Annotated in this window: 22 protein-coding genes and 1 tRNA gene; 3 read left to right on the plus strand and 20 right to left on the minus strand. The window is 68.9% G+C overall.

What is annotated here, in order from left to right:
• A partial coding sequence (locus VMJ70_05230) for an ATP-binding protein (protein ID HTO90514.1) occupies positions 1–1,809 on the plus strand: 1,809 nt, incomplete at its 5' end.
• Between the two features lie 184 nt (positions 1,810–1,993).
• Here the strand turns inward: VMJ70_05230 and VMJ70_05235 are convergent.
• The 5 genes from VMJ70_05235 to VMJ70_05255 form a co-directional block, all read right to left on the minus strand.
• Complete coding sequence (locus VMJ70_05235) at positions 1,994–2,701, minus strand: ABC transporter ATP-binding protein (GenBank protein HTO90515.1); 708 nt, start codon at positions 2,699–2,701, stop codon at positions 1,994–1,996.
• Entirely contained in the window at positions 2,701–3,459 is a 759-nt protein-coding gene (locus VMJ70_05240; protein ID HTO90516.1) for an ABC transporter ATP-binding protein, read from the minus strand. Before VMJ70_05240 ends, VMJ70_05235 begins: the two co-directional genes overlap by 1 nt.
• Before the next feature lie 74 nt (positions 3,460–3,533).
• Positions 3,534–4,523, minus strand: coding sequence for a branched-chain amino acid ABC transporter permease (locus VMJ70_05245; protein HTO90517.1), 990 nt, complete (start codon positions 4,521–4,523; stop codon positions 3,534–3,536).
• Position 4,524: 1 nt separating this feature from the next.
• Positions 4,525–5,427, minus strand: a complete 903-nt coding sequence (locus tag VMJ70_05250; GenBank protein HTO90518.1) for a branched-chain amino acid ABC transporter permease — start codon at positions 5,425–5,427, stop codon at positions 4,525–4,527.
• 48 nt (positions 5,428–5,475) lie between these two features.
• Positions 5,476–6,687: an ABC transporter substrate-binding protein gene (locus VMJ70_05255; protein HTO90519.1), complete on the minus strand. Its 1,212-nt coding sequence runs from the start codon at positions 6,685–6,687 to the stop codon at positions 5,476–5,478.
• Between the two features lie 219 nt (positions 6,688–6,906).
• Here VMJ70_05255 and VMJ70_05260 point away from each other — a divergent pair, with 219 nt between their 5' ends.
• Positions 6,907–9,258 (plus strand): N-acetylmuramoyl-L-alanine amidase, encoded by a 2,352-nt coding sequence (locus tag VMJ70_05260; protein HTO90520.1) that lies wholly within the window; start codon positions 6,907–6,909, stop codon positions 9,256–9,258.
• Positions 9,259–9,298: 40 nt separating this feature from the next.
• Positions 9,299–9,991 (plus strand): energy transducer TonB, encoded by a 693-nt coding sequence (locus VMJ70_05265; GenBank protein ID HTO90521.1) that lies wholly within the window; start codon positions 9,299–9,301, stop codon positions 9,989–9,991.
• 31 nt (positions 9,992–10,022) lie between these two features.
• Here VMJ70_05265 and VMJ70_05270 read toward each other — a convergent pair whose 3' ends face one another.
• The 15 genes from VMJ70_05270 to VMJ70_05340 form a co-directional block, all read right to left on the minus strand.
• Positions 10,023–11,456 (minus strand): ABC transporter substrate-binding protein, encoded by a 1,434-nt coding sequence (locus VMJ70_05270; protein ID HTO90522.1) that lies wholly within the window; start codon positions 11,454–11,456, stop codon positions 10,023–10,025.
• Positions 11,453–11,986 (minus strand): bifunctional nuclease family protein, encoded by a 534-nt coding sequence (locus VMJ70_05275; protein HTO90523.1) that lies wholly within the window; start codon positions 11,984–11,986, stop codon positions 11,453–11,455. Before VMJ70_05275 ends, VMJ70_05270 begins: the two co-directional genes overlap by 4 nt.
• Positions 11,983–13,251, minus strand: coding sequence for a peptidyl-prolyl cis-trans isomerase (locus VMJ70_05280; GenBank protein HTO90524.1), 1,269 nt, complete (start codon positions 13,249–13,251; stop codon positions 11,983–11,985). Before VMJ70_05280 ends, VMJ70_05275 begins: the two co-directional genes overlap by 4 nt.
• A gap of 38 nt (positions 13,252–13,289) precedes the next feature.
• A complete protein-coding gene (gene rplI, locus VMJ70_05285; GenBank protein ID HTO90525.1) occupies positions 13,290–13,733 on the minus strand; it encodes a 50S ribosomal protein L9 in 444 nt (147 codons plus the stop codon).
• A 12-nt stretch (positions 13,734–13,745) separates the two neighbouring features.
• Positions 13,746–14,681 carry a DUF2232 domain-containing protein gene (locus tag VMJ70_05290; protein ID HTO90526.1) on the minus strand — a complete coding sequence of 312 codons (936 nt, stop codon included), beginning with the start codon at positions 14,679–14,681 and terminating at the stop codon, positions 13,746–13,748.
• Positions 14,682–14,706: 25 nt separating this feature from the next.
• Complete coding sequence (gene rpsR, locus VMJ70_05295) at positions 14,707–14,982, minus strand: 30S ribosomal protein S18 (GenBank protein ID HTO90527.1); 276 nt, start codon at positions 14,980–14,982, stop codon at positions 14,707–14,709.
• A gap of 79 nt (positions 14,983–15,061) precedes the next feature.
• Positions 15,062–15,421, minus strand: a complete 360-nt coding sequence (rpsF, locus tag VMJ70_05300; GenBank protein ID HTO90528.1) for a 30S ribosomal protein S6 — start codon at positions 15,419–15,421, stop codon at positions 15,062–15,064.
• On the minus strand, positions 15,418–16,002 hold the full coding sequence (pth, locus tag VMJ70_05305) for an aminoacyl-tRNA hydrolase (GenBank protein ID HTO90529.1): 585 nt from the start codon (positions 16,000–16,002) through the stop codon (positions 15,418–15,420). The genes rpsF and pth overlap by 4 nt, the downstream gene beginning before the upstream one ends.
• 6 nt (positions 16,003–16,008) lie before the next feature.
• On the minus strand, positions 16,009–16,710 hold the full coding sequence (locus tag VMJ70_05310; GenBank protein ID HTO90530.1) for a 50S ribosomal protein L25: 702 nt from the start codon (positions 16,708–16,710) through the stop codon (positions 16,009–16,011).
• Positions 16,711–16,773: 63 nt separating this feature from the next.
• Complete coding sequence (locus VMJ70_05315; GenBank protein HTO90531.1) at positions 16,774–17,706, minus strand: ribose-phosphate pyrophosphokinase; 933 nt, start codon at positions 17,704–17,706, stop codon at positions 16,774–16,776.
• Positions 17,707–17,801: 95 nt separating this feature from the next.
• Positions 17,802–17,876, minus strand: a tRNA-Gln gene (locus VMJ70_05320).
• Positions 17,877–18,098: 222 nt separating this feature from the next.
• Complete coding sequence (locus VMJ70_05325) at positions 18,099–18,407, minus strand: septation protein SpoVG family protein (protein ID HTO90532.1); 309 nt, start codon at positions 18,405–18,407, stop codon at positions 18,099–18,101.
• A gap of 119 nt (positions 18,408–18,526) precedes the next feature.
• Complete coding sequence (gene ispE, locus VMJ70_05330) at positions 18,527–19,468, minus strand: 4-(cytidine 5'-diphospho)-2-C-methyl-D-erythritol kinase (GenBank protein HTO90533.1); 942 nt, start codon at positions 19,466–19,468, stop codon at positions 18,527–18,529.
• Positions 19,468–20,355, minus strand: coding sequence for a decaprenyl-phosphate phosphoribosyltransferase (locus VMJ70_05335; GenBank protein ID HTO90534.1), 888 nt, complete (start codon positions 20,353–20,355; stop codon positions 19,468–19,470). Before VMJ70_05335 ends, ispE begins: the two co-directional genes overlap by 1 nt.
• The gene (locus tag VMJ70_05340; protein HTO90535.1) at positions 20,352–21,029 is read right to left on the minus strand and encodes an SIS domain-containing protein; all 678 of its coding nucleotides are present in this window, start codon (positions 21,027–21,029) and stop codon (positions 20,352–20,354) included. The genes VMJ70_05335 and VMJ70_05340 overlap by 4 nt, the downstream gene beginning before the upstream one ends.
• Positions 21,030–21,055 lie beyond the last annotated feature (26 nt).

The following is a 21,055-nucleotide window of genomic DNA, read 5'->3' on the forward strand; positions in this document are numbered from 1 at the left end:
CTGGCGCGCGATATCGCCGCCGGCCAGCTCGACCGAAGGATTCCGGTGCGCAGCCGGGACGAGCTCGGCACGCTCGCCGAGTCGCTCAACACCATGGCCAGCGCGCTCACCGAGGCGCAGGCGCGAGCGGTCGGTGAAGCCGAGGCCATGCGGCGCGCAACCGACGCCATCGTCGCGATCACCCAGGGAGCGCGTCAGGCGCGCGGGCTGGACGATCTGTTCCAGGTGGTGGCGAGTCAGCTCCGGCAGGTGACGGGCAGCCGAGGCGCCGCGCTCGCCCTGCGCGACGGCGCTGGTCCGGTGGCGTTGTTCCAGAGATTCGATCCGCCGCTCCCGTGGGGCGAGCTCGCCCCGGGCAGGGCCGTGGATCCCGAGCTGCTCCGCCGGCTGGACCGCCAGCCGGTCGCACCGGTGCGGATCGACGTCGAGCGCGAGGAGCTGTCGCTCGCGCGCGGGCTCCGGCGCGACGGCTACCGCCGCGCGCTGCTGGTGCCGCTCGGCAGCGATGTGGGCGGCGGCGCGCTGCTGCTCGCTTCGGAGCGGGCCGATGCCTTCCCGCCCTCGCAGGTGGACGTGGTGATGGGACTCGCCAGCCACCTCGGCGCCGCCCTGCGCGCCGCTTCGCTCCATTCGCGGCTCGAGAGCGCGGTCTCGGAGCTCGAGGACACCCGTGAGCGCCTCGAGCGCTCCGAGCGCCTGCGTGTGGCCGGCGAGATGGCTTCCGGCGTCGCGCACGACTTCAACAACGTGCTCGGTGCGATCCTCGGCCGCGCGCAGCTGCTCCGGCGGCGGGCGGCCAGCGGCGACATCGAGTCGGCCGAGCTCGCGCGTGCGCTCGAGATCATCGAGATGGCGGCTCAGGACGGCGGCGACACCGTACGCCGACTCCGGCAGTTCGGTGCCGGCGCCCACGGCAGCGCGGCTGACGTCGTGGATCTCGATCGCATCGTGCGCGACGCGGCGGAATTCACGCGCGCCCGCTGGGAAAGCGAAGCGCAGGCGCTCGGGCGCACGATCGGGCTGGTCATCGACTCGGAGCCCGGCGCGACGGTCGAGGGACGCGGCAGCGAGATGCGCGAAGTGTTCACCAACCTGATCCTCAACGCGATCGACGCGCTGCCGACCGGCGGCACCATCCGCCTCTCGACTCACGTCGAAACGGATCGCGTGCGCGCCGAGGTCGCCGACGATGGCGTGGGCATGTCGAGCGACATCCAGCGGCGCATCTTCGATCCGTTCTTCACCACCAAGGGCGAGCGCGGCACGGGCCTCGGCCTGTCGGTGGTGTACGGCATCATTCACGGGGCCGGCGGCGAGATCATGGTCCACAGCACTCCGGGCCGCGGCACGCGCATGGAGGTGTCATTGCCGCGCGCGCTGCGCACGGTGGCGGAACGCGCGCGCCCCGCGGGAACCGCTCCGGACGAGGCCCACGCTCGAGTCATGGTGGTCGACGACGAGCCGGCGGTCCGCGAACTGCTCGGCGACATCCTCGCCTCGCTCGGGCACGACCCTCAGGTGTTCGAATCCGCTTCGGCGGCGCTGGCGGCCTACGAGCGCGGCCGCTACGAAGTGGTGTTCACGGATCTCGGAATGCCGGGCATGACCGGCTGGGAGCTGGCCCGCGCCCTGCGCGATCGCGATCCGGACGTGACGATCGCGATCATCACCGGCTGGGGCGCCGAAGTGAGTCCCGACGCCCTGCGCGAGGGCGGCGCCGACGCGGTGGTGAGCAAGCCGTTCACGATCGAGGACATCGAGGGGCTGGTGCGGCTCGCGCGCGAAGGGCGCAAGAAGCGCGCGGCTTAGGCGGCGCGGACACGAGCCGTCCGCCGGGGTCCGTCACGAGGTAATCGAGCCGCGCGCAGGAGCCCAGGGATGGGCGGGCGCGCGGCTCGCTTAGCGAAGCCCGGGCCCGGATGGCCCGGGCGAGCGTGCCGAAGTGACGGACCCCGGTGGGCGGATCGGATCCGCGCACGGATCGAACAACACGTTATCCCCCCAGATACGCGCTCTTCACCTGCGGATTTTCGAGCAGCGCCGAGGCGCGATCCTCGAGACGCACCGAGCCGGTCTCGAGCACGTAGCCGCGTCCCGCCACCGACAGCGCCATGTGGGCGTTCTGCTCGACCAGCAGCACCGTCACGCCGGTACGATTGATCTCGATCACCGTCTTGAAGATCTCGCGCACCAGCAGCGGTGCGAGCCCGAGCGACGGCTCGTCGAGCAACAGCAGTCGCGGGCGCGACATGAGTGCGCGGCCCATCGCCAGCATCTGCTGCTCGCCTCCGGACAGCGTGCCGGCCGCCTGACGGCGGCGCTCGAGCAGCCGCGGGAACATGCGGAACACCTCGGCGCGGTCCTTCGCGATGCCGGCCCGATCGCGCCGGCGGTAGGCGCCCAGCTCGAGATTGTCCTCCACCGAGAGATTGGCGAACACCATGCGCCCCTCGGGCGACTGCGAGATCCCGAGTCCCACGATCTCGTGCGGCGGTACGCGGGAGAGATCGCGGCCTTCGAACAGGACCTTGCCGGCCCGCGGCGTCAGCAGCCCCGAGATGGTGCGCAGCAGGGTGCTCTTGCCGGCGCCGTTGGCGCCGATCAGCGTCACGATCTCGCCGGCGTCGGCGTGGAGGGAGACGCCTTTCAACGCATGGACCGCGCCGTAGTAGACGTCCAGGTTCTCGATCTCGAGCTGCATCAGTGTCCGCCGCCGAGATCGGCGTGGACCTCTTCACCGAGATAGGCCTCGATCACCCGGGGATCGGTGCGAATCTGCTCCGGGGTGCCCTCGGCGATCTTGACGCCGTAGTCGAGCACGGCGATGCGCCGGCAAATGCCCATCACCACGCGCATGTCGTGCTCGATGAGCAGGATCGTGACCGCGAAGCGATGCCGGATGTCCTCGATCAGGTGCATCAACCCATCGCTCTCCTGCGGATTGAGCCCGGCCGCCGGTTCGTCGAGCAGCAACAGGCGGGGCCGGCCGGCCAGCGCGCGCGCGATCTCGAGACGCCGCTGCTGGCCGTAGGGAAGGTCGGCCGCGCGCACGTCGGCGCGCGCCTCGAGCTCCATCACCGCCAGCATTTCGTCGGCCTGCCGCATCAGCGATCGTTCGTCCTGCTCGAACCGCCGGGTGCGCACCAGGGCGTCGAGCAGTCCGGCGCGCGCGTGCTGGTGCCCGGCAATGCAGACGTTGTCTCGGCACGAGCGCGTCGAGAACAGGCGGATGTTCTGAAACGTGCGCGTGATCCCGCGGTGGGCGATCACGTGCGGTTTCAGTCCCTGGATTGGCTGATCGTCGAGCAGGACGCGGCCCGCGGTCGGTGCGTAGACGCCGGTGATCAAATTGAACACCGTGGTCTTGCCCGCGCCATTGGGGCCGATCAGTCCGAACAGCTCGCCGGAGGGAACCGTCAGCTCCAGCTCGGAGACCGCCTTGAGACCACCGAACTGCATCGTCACTCGCTCGAGCCGCAGCGTGGCGCCGCTCGTGTGCCTCGGCCCCTCGGACCCTTCCGCCCACCCGCCGCTCACGCCGGTCCCGTGGCGCTGCGGCGGCGGCGCAGGAACGCCGGCAGCGACAGCTCGCGGCTTCCCATCAGACCCTGTGGGCGCGTGATCATGAGCACGATCAACATGATCGAATAGAACACCATGCGGTAGTCCTTGACCGGCCGGAGCACTTCGGGCGCGAGCGTGAGCAGGATGGCCGCCATCACCGAACCGCTGATGCTGCCCATGCCGCCCAGCACCACCATCGCCACCACCTCGATGCTCTTGAGGAAGGTGAACGAGTTGGGGTTGACGGCGGTGAGGTAGTGCGAAAACAGGCCGCCGGCGACTCCGGCGAAGAACGCGCCGATCACGAAGGCCATCACCTTGTAGCGCGTGGTGTCCACGCCCAGCGCCTCGGCGGCCACTTCGTCGTCGCGGATCGCGAACAGGGCGCGCCCGTGGGTGCTGTGGGCGAGGTGGTGGGAAACCAGCACGACCGCCAGCACGCCGGCGCCGACCCAGAACACGTTGGTCCACACCGGGATTCCGGCGATGCCGCGCGCGCCGCCGATCGCGTCGATGTTGAGGATCATGACTCGTATGATCTCGCCGAATCCCAGGGTCACGATCGCCAGATAGTCGCCGCGCAGCCGCAGCGAGGGCAGACCCACCAGGTAGCCGGCGACCGCCGCCAGCCCGCCGCCGACCAGCAGCGCCATCAGCAGCGCCGCGCCCTGAGCGAGCCACCCCGGCGCGCCGAGCGCTTCGAGCGCCGCGACCCACTTCACTCCGATCTGCAGCGTGAACACCGTCGACGCGTAGGCGCCAACCGCCATGAATCCCGCGTGGCCGATCGAGAACTGGCCGGTGAAGCCGTTGATGAGATTGAGCGACACGGCGAGGATCACGTTGATCCCGCACATGATGATCACCTGGAGCACGTAAGGGTTGACGGCGCGCGGCAGGGCCACCCCGATCGCCGCGAGCGCGGCGATCGAGCCCGCCAGCCAGATCAGCTGGCGCACGTCACACCTTCTCCGCGGAATGCTTGCCGAGGATGCCGGAGGGGCGCACCAGCAGGATCACGATCAGCAGAATGAAGGCGATGGCGTCCCGCCAGGTCGGCGACACGTAGCCCACCACCAGCACCTCGGCGATCCCCATCACCAGGCCCCCCAGCACCGCGCCGGGAATGTCGCCGATGCCGCCCAGCACCGCGGCCACGAAGGCCTTCAGGCCCGGCATGATGCCCATGTAGGGCTCGATCTTGGGATTCTGGAGCGCCACCAGCACGCCGGCCGCGGCCGCCAGCATCGAGCCCAGCACGAAGGTGAAGGTGATGATGCGGTCCACCGAGATGCCCATCAGCGACGCGGCGGTGTGGCTGTACGACACCGCGCGCATCGCCTTGCCGGTGCGCGTGTGCATCACGATCACGCGAAGGAGGTACATGAGCAGCAGCGATACCAGGATCACGATCAGCTGCTGGTTCGAGATCGTCACCCCGGCGCCGAGCGAGATATTGCGGGCCGGAATGATCTGAGGGAAGAACTTGGGGTCGGCGCCGAACAGGAGCAGCCCGCCGTTCTCGAGCAGCAGGGACACGCCGATCGCGGTGATCAGCGCCGCCAGTCGCGACGACTTGCGCACCGGCTTGTAGGCGAAGCGCTCGATCAAGAAGCCGACGATCCCGCAGCCGGCCATCGAGCTCAGCAGCACCATCACCGCCTTGAAGGGGTTCGGGCTCGAGGCGGCGTTGGTGAAACGCGCGACGTAGTAGGCGAAGAACGCGCCGAGCATGTAGACGTCGCCGTGCGCGAAATTGATCAGCCGGAGGATGCCGTAGACCATCGTGTAGCCGAGCGCGATCAGGGCGTACACGCTGCCCCAGGTGATGCCGTTGACCATCTGCTGCAGGAACTCGGTCACCGACGGGACCCCGTTCGAGAGCGCTGCGCGTGCACGGAATGCAAGCGGCTACGGATTGATCGTGGTGGTGTAGACCTTCTTGCCGCCCTTGATCTCGATCACCACCGCCGGCTTGGTCGCGTTGCGATTCTCGTCGAGCGTGATGTTGCCGGTCACTCCCGGGAAATTGGTGGTGGTGGCGATGATGTCGCGCAGCTTGCGCTCGGCGGTCTTCCGCAGGTCGGTGCCGGCCTTGGCCGAGCCGAGCCCGGCGAAGGTCGCGGGATCCTGCTCATAGAGCTTGTTGAGCGACTGGAACAGCACGTTGGCGGCGTCGAATGCCAGCCCGGTGATGGCGTTGGGATCCTGGCCGTACTTGGCCTGGTGCTTCTTCAGGAACGCCTGCAGTCGCGGATCGGGATTGTCGACCGCGAAATGGTTCGAGTAGTAGCAGCCTTCCAGCGCGTCGCCGCCGATCCCGATCAACTGATCGCTTTCCCAGCCGTCGCCGCCGAGGATCGGCACCTTGATGCCCAGCTCGCGCGCCTGGCGCGCGATCAGGCCGGCCTCAGTGTAGTAGCCCGGCAGGTAGATGGCCTCGGGATTCTTGGCCTTGAGCGCGGTGAGCTGGGCGCGGAAATCCTGATCTCCCGAGCTGTACGACTGCTCGGCCACGATCTGGCCGCCGCGCTGCGTGAAGGCCTCCTTGAAGAACTGGGTCAGGCCGACGCTGTACTCGTTCTTGAGGTCGGTGAGGATCGCGACCTTCTTCAGCTTGAGATTGTCGGCGGTGAACTTGGCCATCACCGTTCCCTGGAACGGGTCGATGAAGCACATGCGGAAGATGAAGTCGCCGATCTGCGTGACCTTGGGATTGGTCGAGGAGGGCGAGATCATCGGGACTCCCGCCTGCTGGCAGACCGGCCCCCCGAACATGCTGCGGCCCGACGCCACCTCGCCGATCACGGCGATCACGCGGTCCTGATTGATCATCTTCTGCACCGCGGTGGCGGCTTCCTCGGGCTTGCCCTGATCGTCCTCCACCACGGTGCGCACGGTGAGGTCGCCGATCTTGCCCTGCGAGGATGCCGCCAGGTCGTCCATCGCGAGCTCGACGCCCTTCTTGGTGGACTGCCCGAAATCGGCGTCGCCGCCGGTGAGCGAGCCGTACTCGCCGATCACCAGCTCGTTCTGATGAGGCTTCCCGCCGCAGCCGCCGGCAAGGAGCACGAGCCCGACCACGGCGATCCATCCGAGCTGCCGCCAGGTGCGCAACGACATGTCGAATCTCCTTCCCTGCAACGGGCAACGATGCCGGGCCCGTCCGCCCCGGCAAGCGAGTGGCTGGGTACCACGAGGCGCCCGTGAGCGGCCCCAGAGGTCGAACCGAACGTGAAGGGGTATCACGCTGGGCGAAACGGAGGCAAGGGTCGTTTCGGCGGAACCCTCGGCGCTTCGGCGGCTTGGGCCTGCCGGCGGCTCGCGCTAGAGTGCCGGCTCATGCGCCTGGGATGGCGGCACGGAAGGGACTCCCGGCGGCGCGCACTGCTGTTCGCGCTGCTGCTCGCGGGCTGCGCGACCACGCCTCGGCCGCCAGCCGGCTACGTCAAACGCGTGGACGATCTCGGCGCGGTGGACGCCGGACCGCTGACCGGGAAGCGCATCGCGCTGGATCCCGGACACGGTGGATTCTTCCGTGGCGCCCTCGGCGTGCGCGGGCTCAGCGAGGCCGAGGTCAACCTCGGCGTGGCGCTCGATCTCGCGACCCTCCTGCGCGAGCACGGCGCCCAGGTGGTGCTCACGCGCGAGACCGATCGCGACTATCTCACCCCGGCCGACAGCTCGCTGCGCTCGGATCTCACCGCGCGTATGAAGCTCGCCAACGAATTTCATCCCGACCTCTTTCTCTCGATCCATCACAACGCCGATCCGCACGGTTCGCATCAGGTGAACGAGACCCGCGTGTACTTCCAGCTCGGCGACGAGGGGCCGGCGCTCGAGGCGGCCGCCGACGTGCAGCGATTCCTGGCACGCAACCTCGGCATCACGCCGAGTCGCGTGCTGCCCGGCAACTACGCGGTGCTCCGGATGAGCGAAGCGCCGGGTCTGCTCACCGAATCGAGCTACCTCACCTATCCGGCGACCGAGCAGCGGCTCAAGACGCCGGACGCGCGCCAGCTCGAGGCCGAGGCGCTCTATCTGGGGATCGCCGCGTACTTCCAGCGCCGGGCGCCGGTGGTCGACAGCTTCGCGGCCTGGCAGGACGGATCGCCGCTTCCCGATTCGGCGCGGGTGGCGATGTCGCCGGCGCTGCGGGCCACGATTCGCGGCGCGTTCGACGATCTCGAGCTGCGCCTGGACGGCGCGCCGGTCGAGCCGATGCGCACCGGCTCGAGCCTCGAGTGGCACTCGGAAACGCCGCTCGCCCCGGGCTTCCACACCGCGACCCTGATCGCGCGGCTCTCCGGCGAAGGCTCGTCGCGGCGCGCGGCGGTGGCGTTCGAGCTTCGCTCCGCGCCCGAGCGACTGGTCGCCGATGCGCCCGATCAGCCGTGGTGGGACGGGAACCAGCCGATCGGTCTCCGCTGCCGGCTGCTCGATCGCGAGGGCAATCTCGTTCCCGACACCCTGGTGCGCGTCCTCGATCTGGCACGCCGGTCCTCTCAGCCGCCCGACACCACGCTCCGGATCACGGACGGGGTGGGCTGGGCCTACCTGTGGCCGCCGAGCCCTTCCCGGCGCGATACCGCCGCGTTGCACTTCCGATTCGAGCTGGCGGGCACGAACGCGGATCGCGGCCGGCGCGGGGCGAAGCCGATCGCAGCCACGCTCCGGCTGCCGGTGCGTCACGGCGTGCGACCGCCGGTGCGCACCGGCTTCGCGCTGACGATGCCGGACGGCGCCCCGCTGCGCGCGGCGCCGGGGACCCGCGAGCCGGACGCTCGGCTCGCCTGGATCAATCGCGACGGATTCCTGCGGCTGCCGGCGGCGCGCGCCGACAGCGGCGGGCTTCCGGCGCTCGACGGCTATCGCCCGTGGGTGGGCGAGCGCGCCTGGCCGCCGCGCTGGGTCGCGATCGCCGGCGGCGCGCTGCATGGCCGGCGCATCGTGATCGACCCCGCCGGCGGTGGAGACGACCCGGCCGGAACCAGCGCTTCGGGCGGTCGCGGCGCTTCGCTCAACCTCGAGGTCGCGCGCTCGCTGGCGGCGATGCTCGAATCGGCCGGCGCCGAGGTCCGGCTCACCCGCAACACCGACGCCTCGATGTCGGAGCTGGCGCGGGTGCAGCTCGCCGAGGGCTTCCACGCCGATCGGTTCGTGAGGATCGGCCATGCCGCGGAAGCTCCGCGTGTCGGTTTCTATTTCTCGAGCGCCGGCGGGAAACGCTGGGCGGGCAGGCTCGCCGACCTGGCCGCGGGCCTCGGGCTGCCGCGCCCCACGACCGGCGAGGACGCGCAGTATCCGATTCAGCAGACTTCTGCGACCGCGATCTACGCCGGGCTCGGCCGCGTGGACGATCCCGCGGCACCGCTTGGGCGGCTCTCCCCCGCGCGGCTGCGCACCGAAGCCTACGCCGTCTACCTGAGCCTCGCCGGCGAATGGCCGGCGCCGTTCCCATGGGCTTCCGATTCGCTGCAGGTTCAGGACGGCGCCGGGCGCCCGCTGTCCGGTGCCCCGGTCCGGCTTGGGGACGCGCTGGTGCTCGAGACCGACGCACTCGGCCGCATTCGCTTCGAGCGGACCGAGCCCGGCCCTCTCCTGATCGAGGTGCTGGATGACCGCGCGCCGCTGCGCCGGATCTTGCTAGACTCGGAGCGCGGCATCACGTTGCCCGGGCCCGTATCTCGATAGTCGGTCGAATCCGGCCGCACCTGAATCCAACGGGTCCTTCATGTCCCACGGCATCGACGCATTCTTTCGCGAACGCGAGCGCTGCGCGCGCCGCGTCGCCCTCACGACGCTGGCGCTGAACGGCGTCGCTCTGGGACTGCTGCTGACCTTCGCCCTGCCCTCGGTGCGCTCGCTGTTTCGCAAACCGTTTCACCAGGTGATTCGGTTCGGCTACGAGGGCCCCGAGCGCTACGTGCCGCTCATTCAGCTCGAGGGCGGGCCCGACTACCGCGCGCCGCTCGAGGACATCGGCCAGGTCCACGTGCGCCCCACGCAGGCCGGCAGCCAGGGACTCAAGCCCGGGCCGAGCGACGTGAAGAGTGGCCCGCGCCCGACGCACTCGAGCGAGCCGGGCGTGGGGCCGGACGACGCCGAGGTGCGCGCGCGCGCGCGTGCGCGCCAGGCGAGCGTGCCGCTGGTCTCGAGCAACGAGCTGGTGATCGAGTCGATGGTGGAGCCGGTCTACCCGGAGGATCTGCATTCGCGCGGCGTCGAGGGGCGCGTCGCGCTGATGGCGCTGGTGGACACCACCGGCCATGTCAGCGAAGTCACGGTGGTGGGTGGCACCGGGGAGCGCGAGTTCGAAACCGCGGCCGTGGACGCGGTCTGGCAGGCGCGCTTTCGCCCCTATCGCGTCGATGGCACCGCCCTGCAGGTGTACGCGCTGATCCGCTACCGATTCAGGATCTATTGAGCAACGCGCCAATCGGAAGGCGCCTGTGGCGCTACGGGACCACCGGGCTGGTCTTGCCGTGTGACACCTCCACCAGCGGCAGCGTGGCGCCCTCGCGGAACACGTCGAGGAAGCGGTGACTCGCCAGCCACGGCCCCGCGCCACAGCGCGCGGCGAGCGCGGCGGCCACTTCCTCGGGGCATAGCGCGCCGCTCGCCAGCGCCTCGGCGATCGCGCGCCCGGCCAGCCAGCCGCGCACATGGATGCCGGTCGAGCGCGATTCGCCGCGCGCGGCGACGATGCTGTCGAGGGCGGCCTGCTGGTCGGACGGGAGGCGCCACTCGTCGGCGACGATGCGGACGCCGTCGAGCAGCAGACGGCTCTCGGCATGCATGCGCTCCGGCGACAGCTCTTCGCCGCCACACAACCGCACGCTGACCTTCTGGCGCGCCAGCTCGCGCAGCAGTGTTTCGGCCTCGCGCGACTCGCCGTCCCAGAGCAGCGCGTCGAGACGCTGCATGCCCATCGCCCGCACCTCGTCGCGAAACGTCGTGCCGGGCGGATAGCCCTGCATCCAGACTTGAGCGCCCCCCAGCGATTCGGCCTCGGCGCCGAAGCCGAGCGCGAAGGCGTTGCGCTCGAGCCCGCCGGAGATCAGCGCGCCGACGCGCAGGCCGGGCTTGTCCACCAGCGAGCGCGCCAGCGCGGCGCCGCGGCTCCAGCCCGACGGGCCGATCTGGAACACGCCCGGGCCGACGGTCCCGATCGCTTCGTCGGTGGCGGTGGGCGATATGAGCGGGAGGTCGAGCAGTCGCGCGCCGGTGGCGAGCGCGATGGTGTTGACGCTCAGCAGCTCGCCGACCAGAACGCCGCAATGCCGCGAGGCCTGGTCGAGGGCGGCAGCGCAGCGCGCGGGATGGTCGTTGCCGGTGCTCCACAGCTCGAGCTCCGGCGTGTGGCCGCCGGGAGCGGGAATCGAAGCGAGCCCGGCGTCGAGCCCGATCCGGAGCTCGCGCGCGAAGTCGGCGTAGTCGCCGCTGTCGGGAAGAATCGCGGCGACGCGGAACACCGAGGCCAGCGGTCGCGCGAGTGTCGCGGAGGCCTCGCTCGCCGGCGGGCCGCCGCCGCTTCGGTGCCCGATCGACTTGCGCGAGGCCTCGTCGAGTCGCACCCAGAGCCGCTGTCGCAGCGCCGCGCGGTCGGCGGGCACGTGGCGATAGGCGGCCGCGGCGAGCATCGGTCCGACTTCGCCCAGCTCGGCGGGATCGCGACGCAGAATCCACATCAAGTCGGAGAGCGAGGCGCTTTGCGCCCAGCGCTCGAGACTCTTGCGCGTCGCGCCGGCCGGGCGCCGAGTCGACAGCGAATCGGCGGCGTGCGCATCGAGCGCCGGGGGCGCGGTGGCGGCCCGCGACCGCGCCGGCGAGGCGCCGGAGAGCGACAGGCCCAGCGCCAGGGCGGCGAGCGAGCGGCGGATTCGGCTCACGGATTGAACTTGCCGAAGTCTTCCGGATTCAGCTTCTCGAGGTAGCGACGCAGGCGCTCTGCCTGCTCCTCCTCGGTGAGGGGCCGCTCGGGGGGCGTCTCCTCGGTGGGCTCACTCGACTCTCGCTCCTCGGCCTGAGGCGGGGGCTGCAAGAGCTTCTCGTTCACGTAGATCGGGGCCTTGGCGCGCAGCGCCACCGCGATCGAGTCCGAAGGGCGCGCATCGATCGACAGCACCTCGCTCTCGCGCTCGACGAACACGCTGGCGAAGAAGGTGTTTTCGCGCAGATCGGCGATCACCACTCGCGAGATCTTGGCTCGCAGCCCCTCGACGATCAGCACCAGCAGATCGTGCGTCAGCGGGCGCGGAAAGCTCTCCTCGGCGAGGATGCGTCGGATCGCCTGGGCTTCGCCGGGTCCGATCCAGATCGGGAGGATGCGCTCGCCATCGACTTCGCGAAGCACGACGATGTTCTGCTGCGTGCTCTTCTCGAGGATCAGCCCGTGGACACGGGCTTCGACCACGTTCACGGCTTGCCTGTCGGACCCTTCTTGGACCCCGAGCTGGCTCCACCCCGAGTCGAGTCCGCCTCCAGATTGAGAAACGATGGGGCGTCCTCGGTGCGCATGTGATCCACCATCCACTGAGCCGAGGGCGCCAGCTCCGACTTCGGATAGCGTGCCAGGAGCTGACGGAACGCCTGCTCGGCCTGATCGTACTTCTTCAGCTCTTCGGAGTAGATGAACCCGATCATGAACTGTGCCTGCGGGCTCACGTCACTGTCGGGATACTGTTCGAGCAGCGCCTGGTACTTGGCGACGCGCTCGGCGGGCGGTCCCGCCTCCTGCGCCTCCTTGAAGAGGTCGCGGGCGCTGCGCCTGGTGGAGAGGAACGATTTGATGGCCGTGGAATCGGGGGTGATGCCGACGTCGTTGCGCGCCTTGTCGAGCTGCGTCCGGTAGTAGTCGGACGCGCTTTGCGAGCTGAGCTGGCGCATGATGATCGAGCGGACCTGGTCGAATGGGCGCGTGCTCTCGAGATGAATGCTCTCGACCTTGATCACGTGATAGCCGCGGTTGGTCTTGTAGGGGCCGCCGATCTTGCCCTCGCCGAGCGCGAACGCCGATTCGGCCAGGGCCGGTTGCGCACCGAGCGATCCGAACATGCCTTCCCTGGTCACCGTGCCGAGCGCGCCGCCGTTGGCGCGAGTGAGGGTGTCAGCCGAGTACTTCTTGGCGAGCGCGGCGAAGTCCGCGCCCTTGGCGCGCGCGTAACCCAGCATCTTCTTGGAATCGGCCGGGGTCTTCGATTGGATGTGGCGCATCGTCACCGTGGCCGGGAGCTTGTATTCGGAAAGGTGAGCATCGTAGTAGACCCGCGCCTGCGAATCGGTCGGCGCCGGGTTGCTCGACATCACTTCGTTCAGATAAGTGCGGATGATGAGATCGCGGCGCGACTGCTCGAGCTGCCGCTGAACATCGGGCCGCGCGGGCACGCCCTCCTGGGTCGCCTTCAGCATCCACACCTTCTCCTCGATCATCCGATCCAGCAGCTGCTGGCGCCCTTCGGGAGTGGTGTAGCTGCCCCGCACCTGCTCGGGCAGCTCCTCGAGGCGACGCTGAGCGTCACCGCGCGTGATGGTCTCCTTGCCGATCTTCACCAGCACCTGCAGCGATTCCGGCACCGGGGCCGCGGGCTTGGCACCCGAGGAGGTCTTGCTCTTCGACGACTTGCTGCTCTTGTCGGTCCTGGTGCTCTTGGCGGCGTTCGCCGGGACTCCGGCGGCCAGCATCATCGCGGCCACGGCGAGAATCCGGACTGCCCGGCGAGCGCTCACGAACGCACCACCCAGACGCGCACGGTGGCGCTCACTCCGGAGTGGATGCGCACCGTCACGTCGTACTTGCCGAGCTGCTTGATGTGCTCTTCCAGCTCGATCCGCCGCTTGTCCACCGGATGCCCGGCCCTGGCGAGAGCGTCGGCGATGTCGGCGCCGGTGATCGAGCCGAACAGCGTGTCCTCTTCGTTGGCCTGGGCCGGAATGTTGATCTCGACCCCGTCGAGCCGCGCAGCCTCGGCCTTCGCCTCGGCGATGCGCTTATGCTCGCGGGCATCGCGCTGGCGCAGCAGCTCCTGATAGAGATTGGTGGCCTTCTCGCCGGCCGGAATCGCGAGCTTGCGGGGCAGCAGGTAATTGCGGGCGTAGCCGGGCTTCACGTGGATCACCGCGCCGCGGTTCCCGAGCCCTTCCATGTCTTCCAGCAGAATGACGTCCATCGATCTCTCCTCTTAGTCGACATCCCCGTTCGGGGACGATTCCATGCGGCGGTAGTCCAGCCAGAAATCGCTGAGCCCGAGCACCGCGGTCGTGAACATGAAAACGGGCAGGGCAAACACGCACACGACCAGCAGGGTGAGCGCGATCAGAGAAGGTGGAACGCCTCGCGCGAGCATCAGGGATTCTACGACCGCGATCCCCTGGACACAAAAGCCGAGGCCGCTGTTGAGCAGCAGCGTCCATGCGGTCGGTCCCCAAGCCGGCCACTGCGCAACCAGCAGCGCGAGCCCGGCGAGGAAGGTCCAGATCGCTCCGTCCGGCAGTCGCCATTCGCGCAGACGCAGACGATCGAGCGCCGGCCAGCGCAGCCACTCGCCGAGCCGGGATCCGAGCGTTCGCCCCGCCACCACCAGCAGCGCGATCCAGGCGAACACCAGGCTCGGCAGGATGTTCGGCAGCAGCGTCTTTCGAGTGGGCGCGTTCTGTTCCACGGTCCTCCGGAGCGAGTCGAGTCGTTCGTGCGAGAGTCCCATCTTGCGCGCCGTGTCGATCATCTGCGCGTCGCCCTCCGCGAGCTTCTGGTCCAGGCGAGCGACGCGATCGGCGTAGCCAGGCATCCACGGCGTTGCGGCCGCGAGCACCAGCACGGGAAGCAGCATCCAGGCACGCGTCCCACTCGGCGCTCCACGCTCTTCGCGCAGCCCCATCCACACCCCGCTCAAGGCCGCGGCCGGGATCCACCAGGTCCACGATTCGCCGACTCCGAGCGAGAGCGCCAGTCCCGCGCCCAGCGCCGGAGGCAGCAGCAGCGTCCAGGCACCGAATCGCCACGCCATCAGCAACGCCAGCGCGACGGTGAACGGCACCGCGAGCCACAGGATCGCCCACGGCAGCTGCGTCAGCAGCAAGCCGGCACCGAGCAGCGCCACCAGCAGCAGAGCGCGCATCGTCACCAGGGCGCGGCGGGGAGCCTCAGCGATAGAAGTCACTGGTGAACGGCAGCATCGCCAGCACCCGAGCGCGCTTGATGGCCGTGGTCAGCTGCTTCTGGTGGCGAGCGCAGGTCCCGGAGACGCGACGAGGCACGATCTTGCCGCGATCCGTGACGAATCGTCCAAGGCGCTTCTCGTCCTTGTAATCGACGAATCCAACTTTTTCCAGGCACAGCTTGCAGTACTTCTTCTTCGCGATGCCCTTGCTCTTGGCCTTGCCCTTGCCCTTGCCCTTCTTCTCTTTTTCTCTTGGCATGGAATTCGGCTTCACCTCCATCGCGCCGGGAGCAACCCCGGCGTGAGCTCATGATTCGAAATTGCGCGGAGTTCCGATCTCAGTCGTCGCCGCCGTCGTCGCCGGCCCCCGCCCCGACCGCTTCGGCCTCGGGAACACCCTGGGTCAGCTCGGGCGGAACGTGGATCACGCTCAGCATGCGCATGACCGACTCGTTCAGGTGCAGGCGCCGCTCGATCTCCTTCACCAGCGGCCCCTCCCCCTGGTACAGCACCAGCGTGTAGATCCCGTCCCGCTTGCGATTGATTTCGTAAGCGAGCCGGCGCTTCCCCCAGCGTTGAACCTCGAGCACCTCGCCGCCCAGATCCTTGATCCAGCCGGTGAGCTTCTCGATCTCCTCGTTGACCCGGTTCTCGTCGAGCCCGGGCTCGAGAACGAACGTCGTCTCGTACTTGGTCACGATTCCGAAACCTCCTCTTCTTCGGCATTGAAGCGATTCATCGCCCGGGCCAGACCCTCGGTGGTCCAGCACACGACCGCATCGGCGGCCCGTTCGATGGCCCGCTCCATCGGCTTCAGCTCCTCGGGTTCGAATTCCTCGAGCACGTGCTCGCCCAACCGTTCGCTGCTCTCGGCGGCGCCCACTCCCACTCTCAGGCGCGCCCAGTTCCGGCTTTGCAGCGCATTCTCGACGCTCGCGAGTCCCTGGTGTCCGCCGGTGGACCCGGTGCCACGAAATCTCAACCTTCCGATCGGCAGATAGACGTCATCCACCACCACCAGCAGATCCTCGGGCACGAGCGCCTGACGCGAGTGCCAGGCCGCCAGCGCCGCGCCGGTGTCGTTCATGTAAGTCCTCGACACCATCAGGTCGAGGTCTTGCTCCTCGATCCGGGCGTGCCACGCCCGATACTCGGACGCCTCGGGCAGCGGCTCGGCGTGAACCTTCGCCACCACGCGCTCGACCACCCGCGCCCCGGTGTTGTGGCGCGTCCGCGCGTAGCGCGCTCCCGGATTGCCGAGACCCAGCACCAGCGGCACCGCTCGCTATTTCTCCTTCTCCTTGCCCTTTTCCTTCTCCTTGGCCTCGGGGGCCTCCTCGCCCTCTTCCTTCTTGCCCTTGGAGATGACCTCGGGTTCGGTCGGCGCCGCTTCCGCCGCCACCGCCACTTCCTCGGCCGGCTTCTCCTCCATCACCGTCGGCGGCACGACCGTGGCCAGCGTGGAATCGGGATCGGTGAGGATCACGACGTTCGGCACCGTCAGGTCGCGCAAGTGAATCGAGTCGCCGATGTTGAGGTGCGACACGTCCACTTCAATGGACGCGGGTATCGCGGTCGGGAGACAGCGCACCTCGACCTCGCGCAGGATCGGCTCGAGAATGCCGCCGCCGTCCTTCACGCCGACCGGAAGCCCGGTGAGGCGGATCGCGACCTTCACTTCGATCTGCTCGGTGAGCGAGATGTGCTGGAAGTCGAGATGCAGGATGCCCTGCGTGAGCGGGTCGTACTGGACCGCACGAATCAGCGCGGTGTACTCGCTGCCGTTCACCGCCAGGCTCACGATCGGGTTGCCGCCCTTGTGCTCGCGAAGCGCGACGTCGAAGTCGCGCGCCGCGACCGCGACGGCGACCGGCGTCTCGCCATGCCCGTAGAGCACGCCCGGAATCTGGCCGGCCTTGCGCGACTTGCGTGCGCCGCCCTTGCCCAGGCTCTCGCGCCGGGACGCGGTCAATGGGATGACTGCCATGGAACCTCCTGAATGACCCGGACGAGCCGGGATGAGCCCGCCGTCATGGCGGATCGGGACGGATCAGATGAACAACGAACTCAGTGAACGCTCTTCGTGGATGCGCTGCATGGCCTCGCCCAGCAGACCGGCGATCGACAATTCCTTCACGTTCGCGGGCACGCCCATGCCTTCGTGATTCACGGTGTCGGTGATGACCAGCTCCTTGATCGGCGAGGCCTCGATCCGCGCCAGCGAGTCGGCACTGAACACGCCGTGCGTGACGCCGGCGTAGATCTCCCGCGCGCCATCCTTGCGAATGGCCTCGGCCGCCTGGCAGAGCGTGCGAGCGGTGGTGACGACGTCGTCGAAGAGCACGCAGTTCCGGCCCTCCACCTCGCCGATGATGTTCATGATCTCGACCGAGTCGGGACGCGGGCGGCGCTTGTCCACCAGACCCAGCTCGGCGCCGAGGCGCTTGGCGTAGGCGCGCGCCATCTTCACGCTGCCGATGTCGGGCGCCACCACCATCAAGTTCGGAATCTTCTTGCGCGCGAAGTAGTCGACCAGCACCGGCGCCGAATACAGATGGTCGAAGGGGATGTCGAAGAAGCCCTGAATCTGGGCGCTGTGCAGATCCATGGTGAGCGCGCGATCAGCGCCGGCCACCGTGATCAGATTGGCGACCAGCTTGGCGCTGATCGGCGCGCGCGGCTGGTCCTTGCGATCCTGGCGCGCGTAGCCGAAATAGGGCACCACCGCGGTCACGCGGCGCGCCGAGGCGCGCTTGGCGGCGTCGAGCATCACCAGCAGCTCCATCAGGTTCTCGGCGGGAGCGCCGGTGGATTGCACGATGAACACATCGATGCCGCGGATGTTCTCGTTGAACTTGACCGAGACCTCGCCGTCTTCGAAGCGCGAGACGTCGGCGTCTCCGAGCGCGGTCTTCAGCTGGTTGCAGATCGCCTGCGCCAGACGACGGTTCGCATTTCCCGTGAAGATGCGAAACGGCTCCACGCGTGCTCTCCTCGGGCGAGGAGCGGCGCAAACGGCTCAGGCCGGGGCGGACGCGTTCGGAACGCGCCCGCCCTCCCCGCCGACCGCTGGAACGGTGGCTGGGGCGGGAGGATTCGAACCTCCGAATGCGAGATCCAAAGTCTCGTGCCTTACCGCTTGGCCACGCCCCACCAACAGAACGGGACATCCGTCACGGACCGGGCGCCGGTATCGCGCCAGGGGTGATGGCAACTGGCCGAAAGGGTCGGGTGCTGCGAAAACAGCCGGAGCAGACTACGGGCGGGAGCGCGGGAAGTCAATCGCCCCGCGGCAGCGGGGGGAGAAAGCGCAGCGCCCGGCCGGCGGCCGGTTCTCGCGGGAGAACGGCCGGCGGACCCGGAGATTTCGCGATCTCAATAGTCGTTCGCGTGCGCCTCGGTCGCCGGAGGGCCGAGCGCACCGGCCTGGATCAGCTCGCGCTCGTACTCCGTCATGACGCGATCGGTGAGATAGCGACGCGTCGCATCGTTGATCGGATGCGCCAGGTCCTGATGCTGTCCGTCGGGCCGCTTCCGGCTCGGCATCGCGACGAACAGCCCCGAGTTGCCCCGAATGATCTTGAGTCCGCGGATCACGAATGAGTCGTTGAGGGTGATGCTGACGAACGCCTTCAGCTTGTCGTCCGTGCGCAGAGACACCCTGACCTCGGTGATCTCGATCATATGACTCTCACCTTGCAGCCTTCCTTAGTGCGGGGAGAGCTGGCTCGCTGATGACGTCCCCCGAAGGGGCTCGACCGTGCCGCCCGAGCCTTGTCCAGCGTCCTTGCCTCCAGCCCCGGTTACGGGAGGAACTCGATTCGCAAGCCGTTGCGTTCGGACTTCACCGCGTACCGCGGCTCGTTCCCTGCGAGGCGGCCTGCGACGACGTGAGAAGCAACACCTGACGGAATGATGCCCAGCACCGCGGAACCGCTGCCCGACAGCCGAACTGCGACCGCCCCGGCTCGGAGCAGCCGGTTCCTGAGAGCGAGAAAACGTTTGCGATTCTCGCCCAGCACGTCCTCGAACGAGTTCCCCAGGCGCAGCGCACGACCCGGTCGAACCGGCGCGCGCCGGAGAAGTGAAGCGGATCTTAGGGTCGCCATGTAACGTGTCAAGGCAAATTTTTTCATGTCGATCTGACGATAGGCGCGCGCCGTCGACACGCGCCAACGCGGCACCACGATCAGCGCGCGAAAGGGTCGATCCAGACGCAGGCGTTCGAGCTTTTCGCCCCGGCCGCGGCCGAGCGCGGTGCCGCCGATCGTCGCGAACGGAACGTCCGAACCGAGCTCGGCGGCGAGATCGAAACGCCGCGCGCGCGCGAGGCGCCTGCCGCTCAGCGCTTCGAGCGCGCGCAGAGCGGCCGCGGCATCGGCGCTCCCGCCCCCCAGTCCGGCCTGGGCGGGAATGCGCTTGATGAGGGTGAACTCGGCGCCGCCCTCGAATCCCACGCGCTGCCGGAACAATCGTGCCGCGCGCAGCACGAGATTTTCGGCGCCGGCCGGCACGCGGTCAGTGAGCGCCGGGCCGCCTTCCGGCAGGGCGACGTTCTCGTGGCGAACCCGCAGCCGAAAGCCGCTCGCGCGCCGCGCAGCGACCAACGTGTCGGCGAGCGAGATCGATTGGAACACCGTGATCAGCTCGTGGAAGCCGTCCGGCCGCAGCGGTCCCACCGCCAGTCCGAGATTGACCTTGGCGCGCGCCGTGACGCGCACGCGCCGGAACCCGTCGCCCGGCATCAGGGGCGGTAGAGGATCAGCACGACCGCGAGCAGATAGAGCAGCACGCAGACGCCCATCGGCCGGTCGCTGAGCAGCACCTGCGAAGGATCCTCGCTCTTGTCCGAGGCGCGGACCAGGTACAGGTAGCGAAAGATCCCATAGGCCACGAACGGAACGGTGTAGAGCAGGGCTTCCGTGCCGAACTTGGCGACCGTCCCCGGCCAGATGGTGTAGAGCGCGTAGCTCATCAGGCTGGTGGCGGCGGTGATCATGAGCAGGCCGTCGAGCAGCTCGCGGCTGTAGAGCTTGAGGACCTCGCGCTGATCACCTGCTCCGGCGCCGGAATTCTCGATCTCGCGCCGGCGCTTGGCCAGCGCCAGGAACAGCGCGCCAAAGAAGGTGCAGACCAGCAGCCATGGCGAGAGCGCGGTCGCGGGCGCCACCGGCAGCAGCAGCGCCACGCCGGCGATCGCCCGCAGCACGAATCCGGTCGCCACGACGAACACGTCGATCAGCACCTGGCGCTTGAGCCAGAAGCTGTAGCCGAGATTCATGACCAGATAGGTCGCCGCGACCGCGCAGAACCCCGGCCCCAGCCACCACGACAACGCGCCGATCACCGCCGCCAGCGGAATCAGCGCGCCCCACGCCGCCGCCATCGGCAGCTCGCCGGAGGCCAGCGGCCGGCGCTGTTTCTTGGGGTGGCGGCGATCGGCCTCGACGTCGCGCAGGTCGTTGATCAGATAGACCGAGCCCGACAGCAGGCAGAACGTCACGAAGCCGACCAGCGCGCGCAGCGCGAGCTGCGGGTCGCTCACCTGGCGCGAGAACAGGACGCCGGCGAAGACCAGCAGGTTCTTGGTCCACTGCTTCGGCCGCAGCGAGCGGATCAGACCGCCGATCACCGCGCGCTCCGCCGCCGGCGCGGCCGCGCGCCGCGGCGCGGCGCGGCGCGGCGTTTCGCGGCCGGGATCCCGGAGGCCGGGAAGATCGCCGCTTCGACCAGCAGGCACAGCGCGTGTCCCATCGCGATGTGTCCTTCCTGGACGTGCGAGGTGACGTCGTGCGGGGTCATCAGCGCGATGTCACACGAGTCGGCGAACGCTCGCCCCTTCGTTCCCGTCATCGCGATCGTGGTCATGCCGAGGCGGCGCGCGGTGGCGACGGCGCGCCGGACGCTCTCGGCGCCTCCGCTGGTGCTGATCGCGATCAGCACGTCGCCCGGGGTACCCAGCCCCTCGAGCTGGCGCGAGAAGACGTGCGAGTAGCCGTAGTCGTTTCCAATCGCGGTGAGCGCCGAGCTGTTGGTGGTGAGCGCCACGGCGGCGAGGGCGGCGCGATCGGTCTGGAAGCGACCGGCGAATTCGGTGGCGAGGTGCTGCGAGTCGGCGGCGCTGCCGCCGTTTCCGCAGAAGAACACCGTGCCGCCGGTCTCGAGACAGCCGATGATGGCTTCGGCGGCCTCGGCCACCGCCGGCGCGCATTCCTGTTCGGTGCGGCGCAAGGTCGCGACCGCGTCGCGCAGCCAGCCGCGAGCCTGCGCCTCCAGCGGACTCCGTTCCGCTCTCCGTCGTTTCATCGCGTCCCTCCCGCCCTGCTCAGATC

Origin of the sequence: Candidatus Sulfotelmatobacter sp. (assembly GCA_035498555.1) — a bacterium.
Taxonomy (GTDB): Bacteria; Eisenbacteria; RBG-16-71-46; order RBG-16-71-46; family RBG-16-71-46; genus DATKAB01.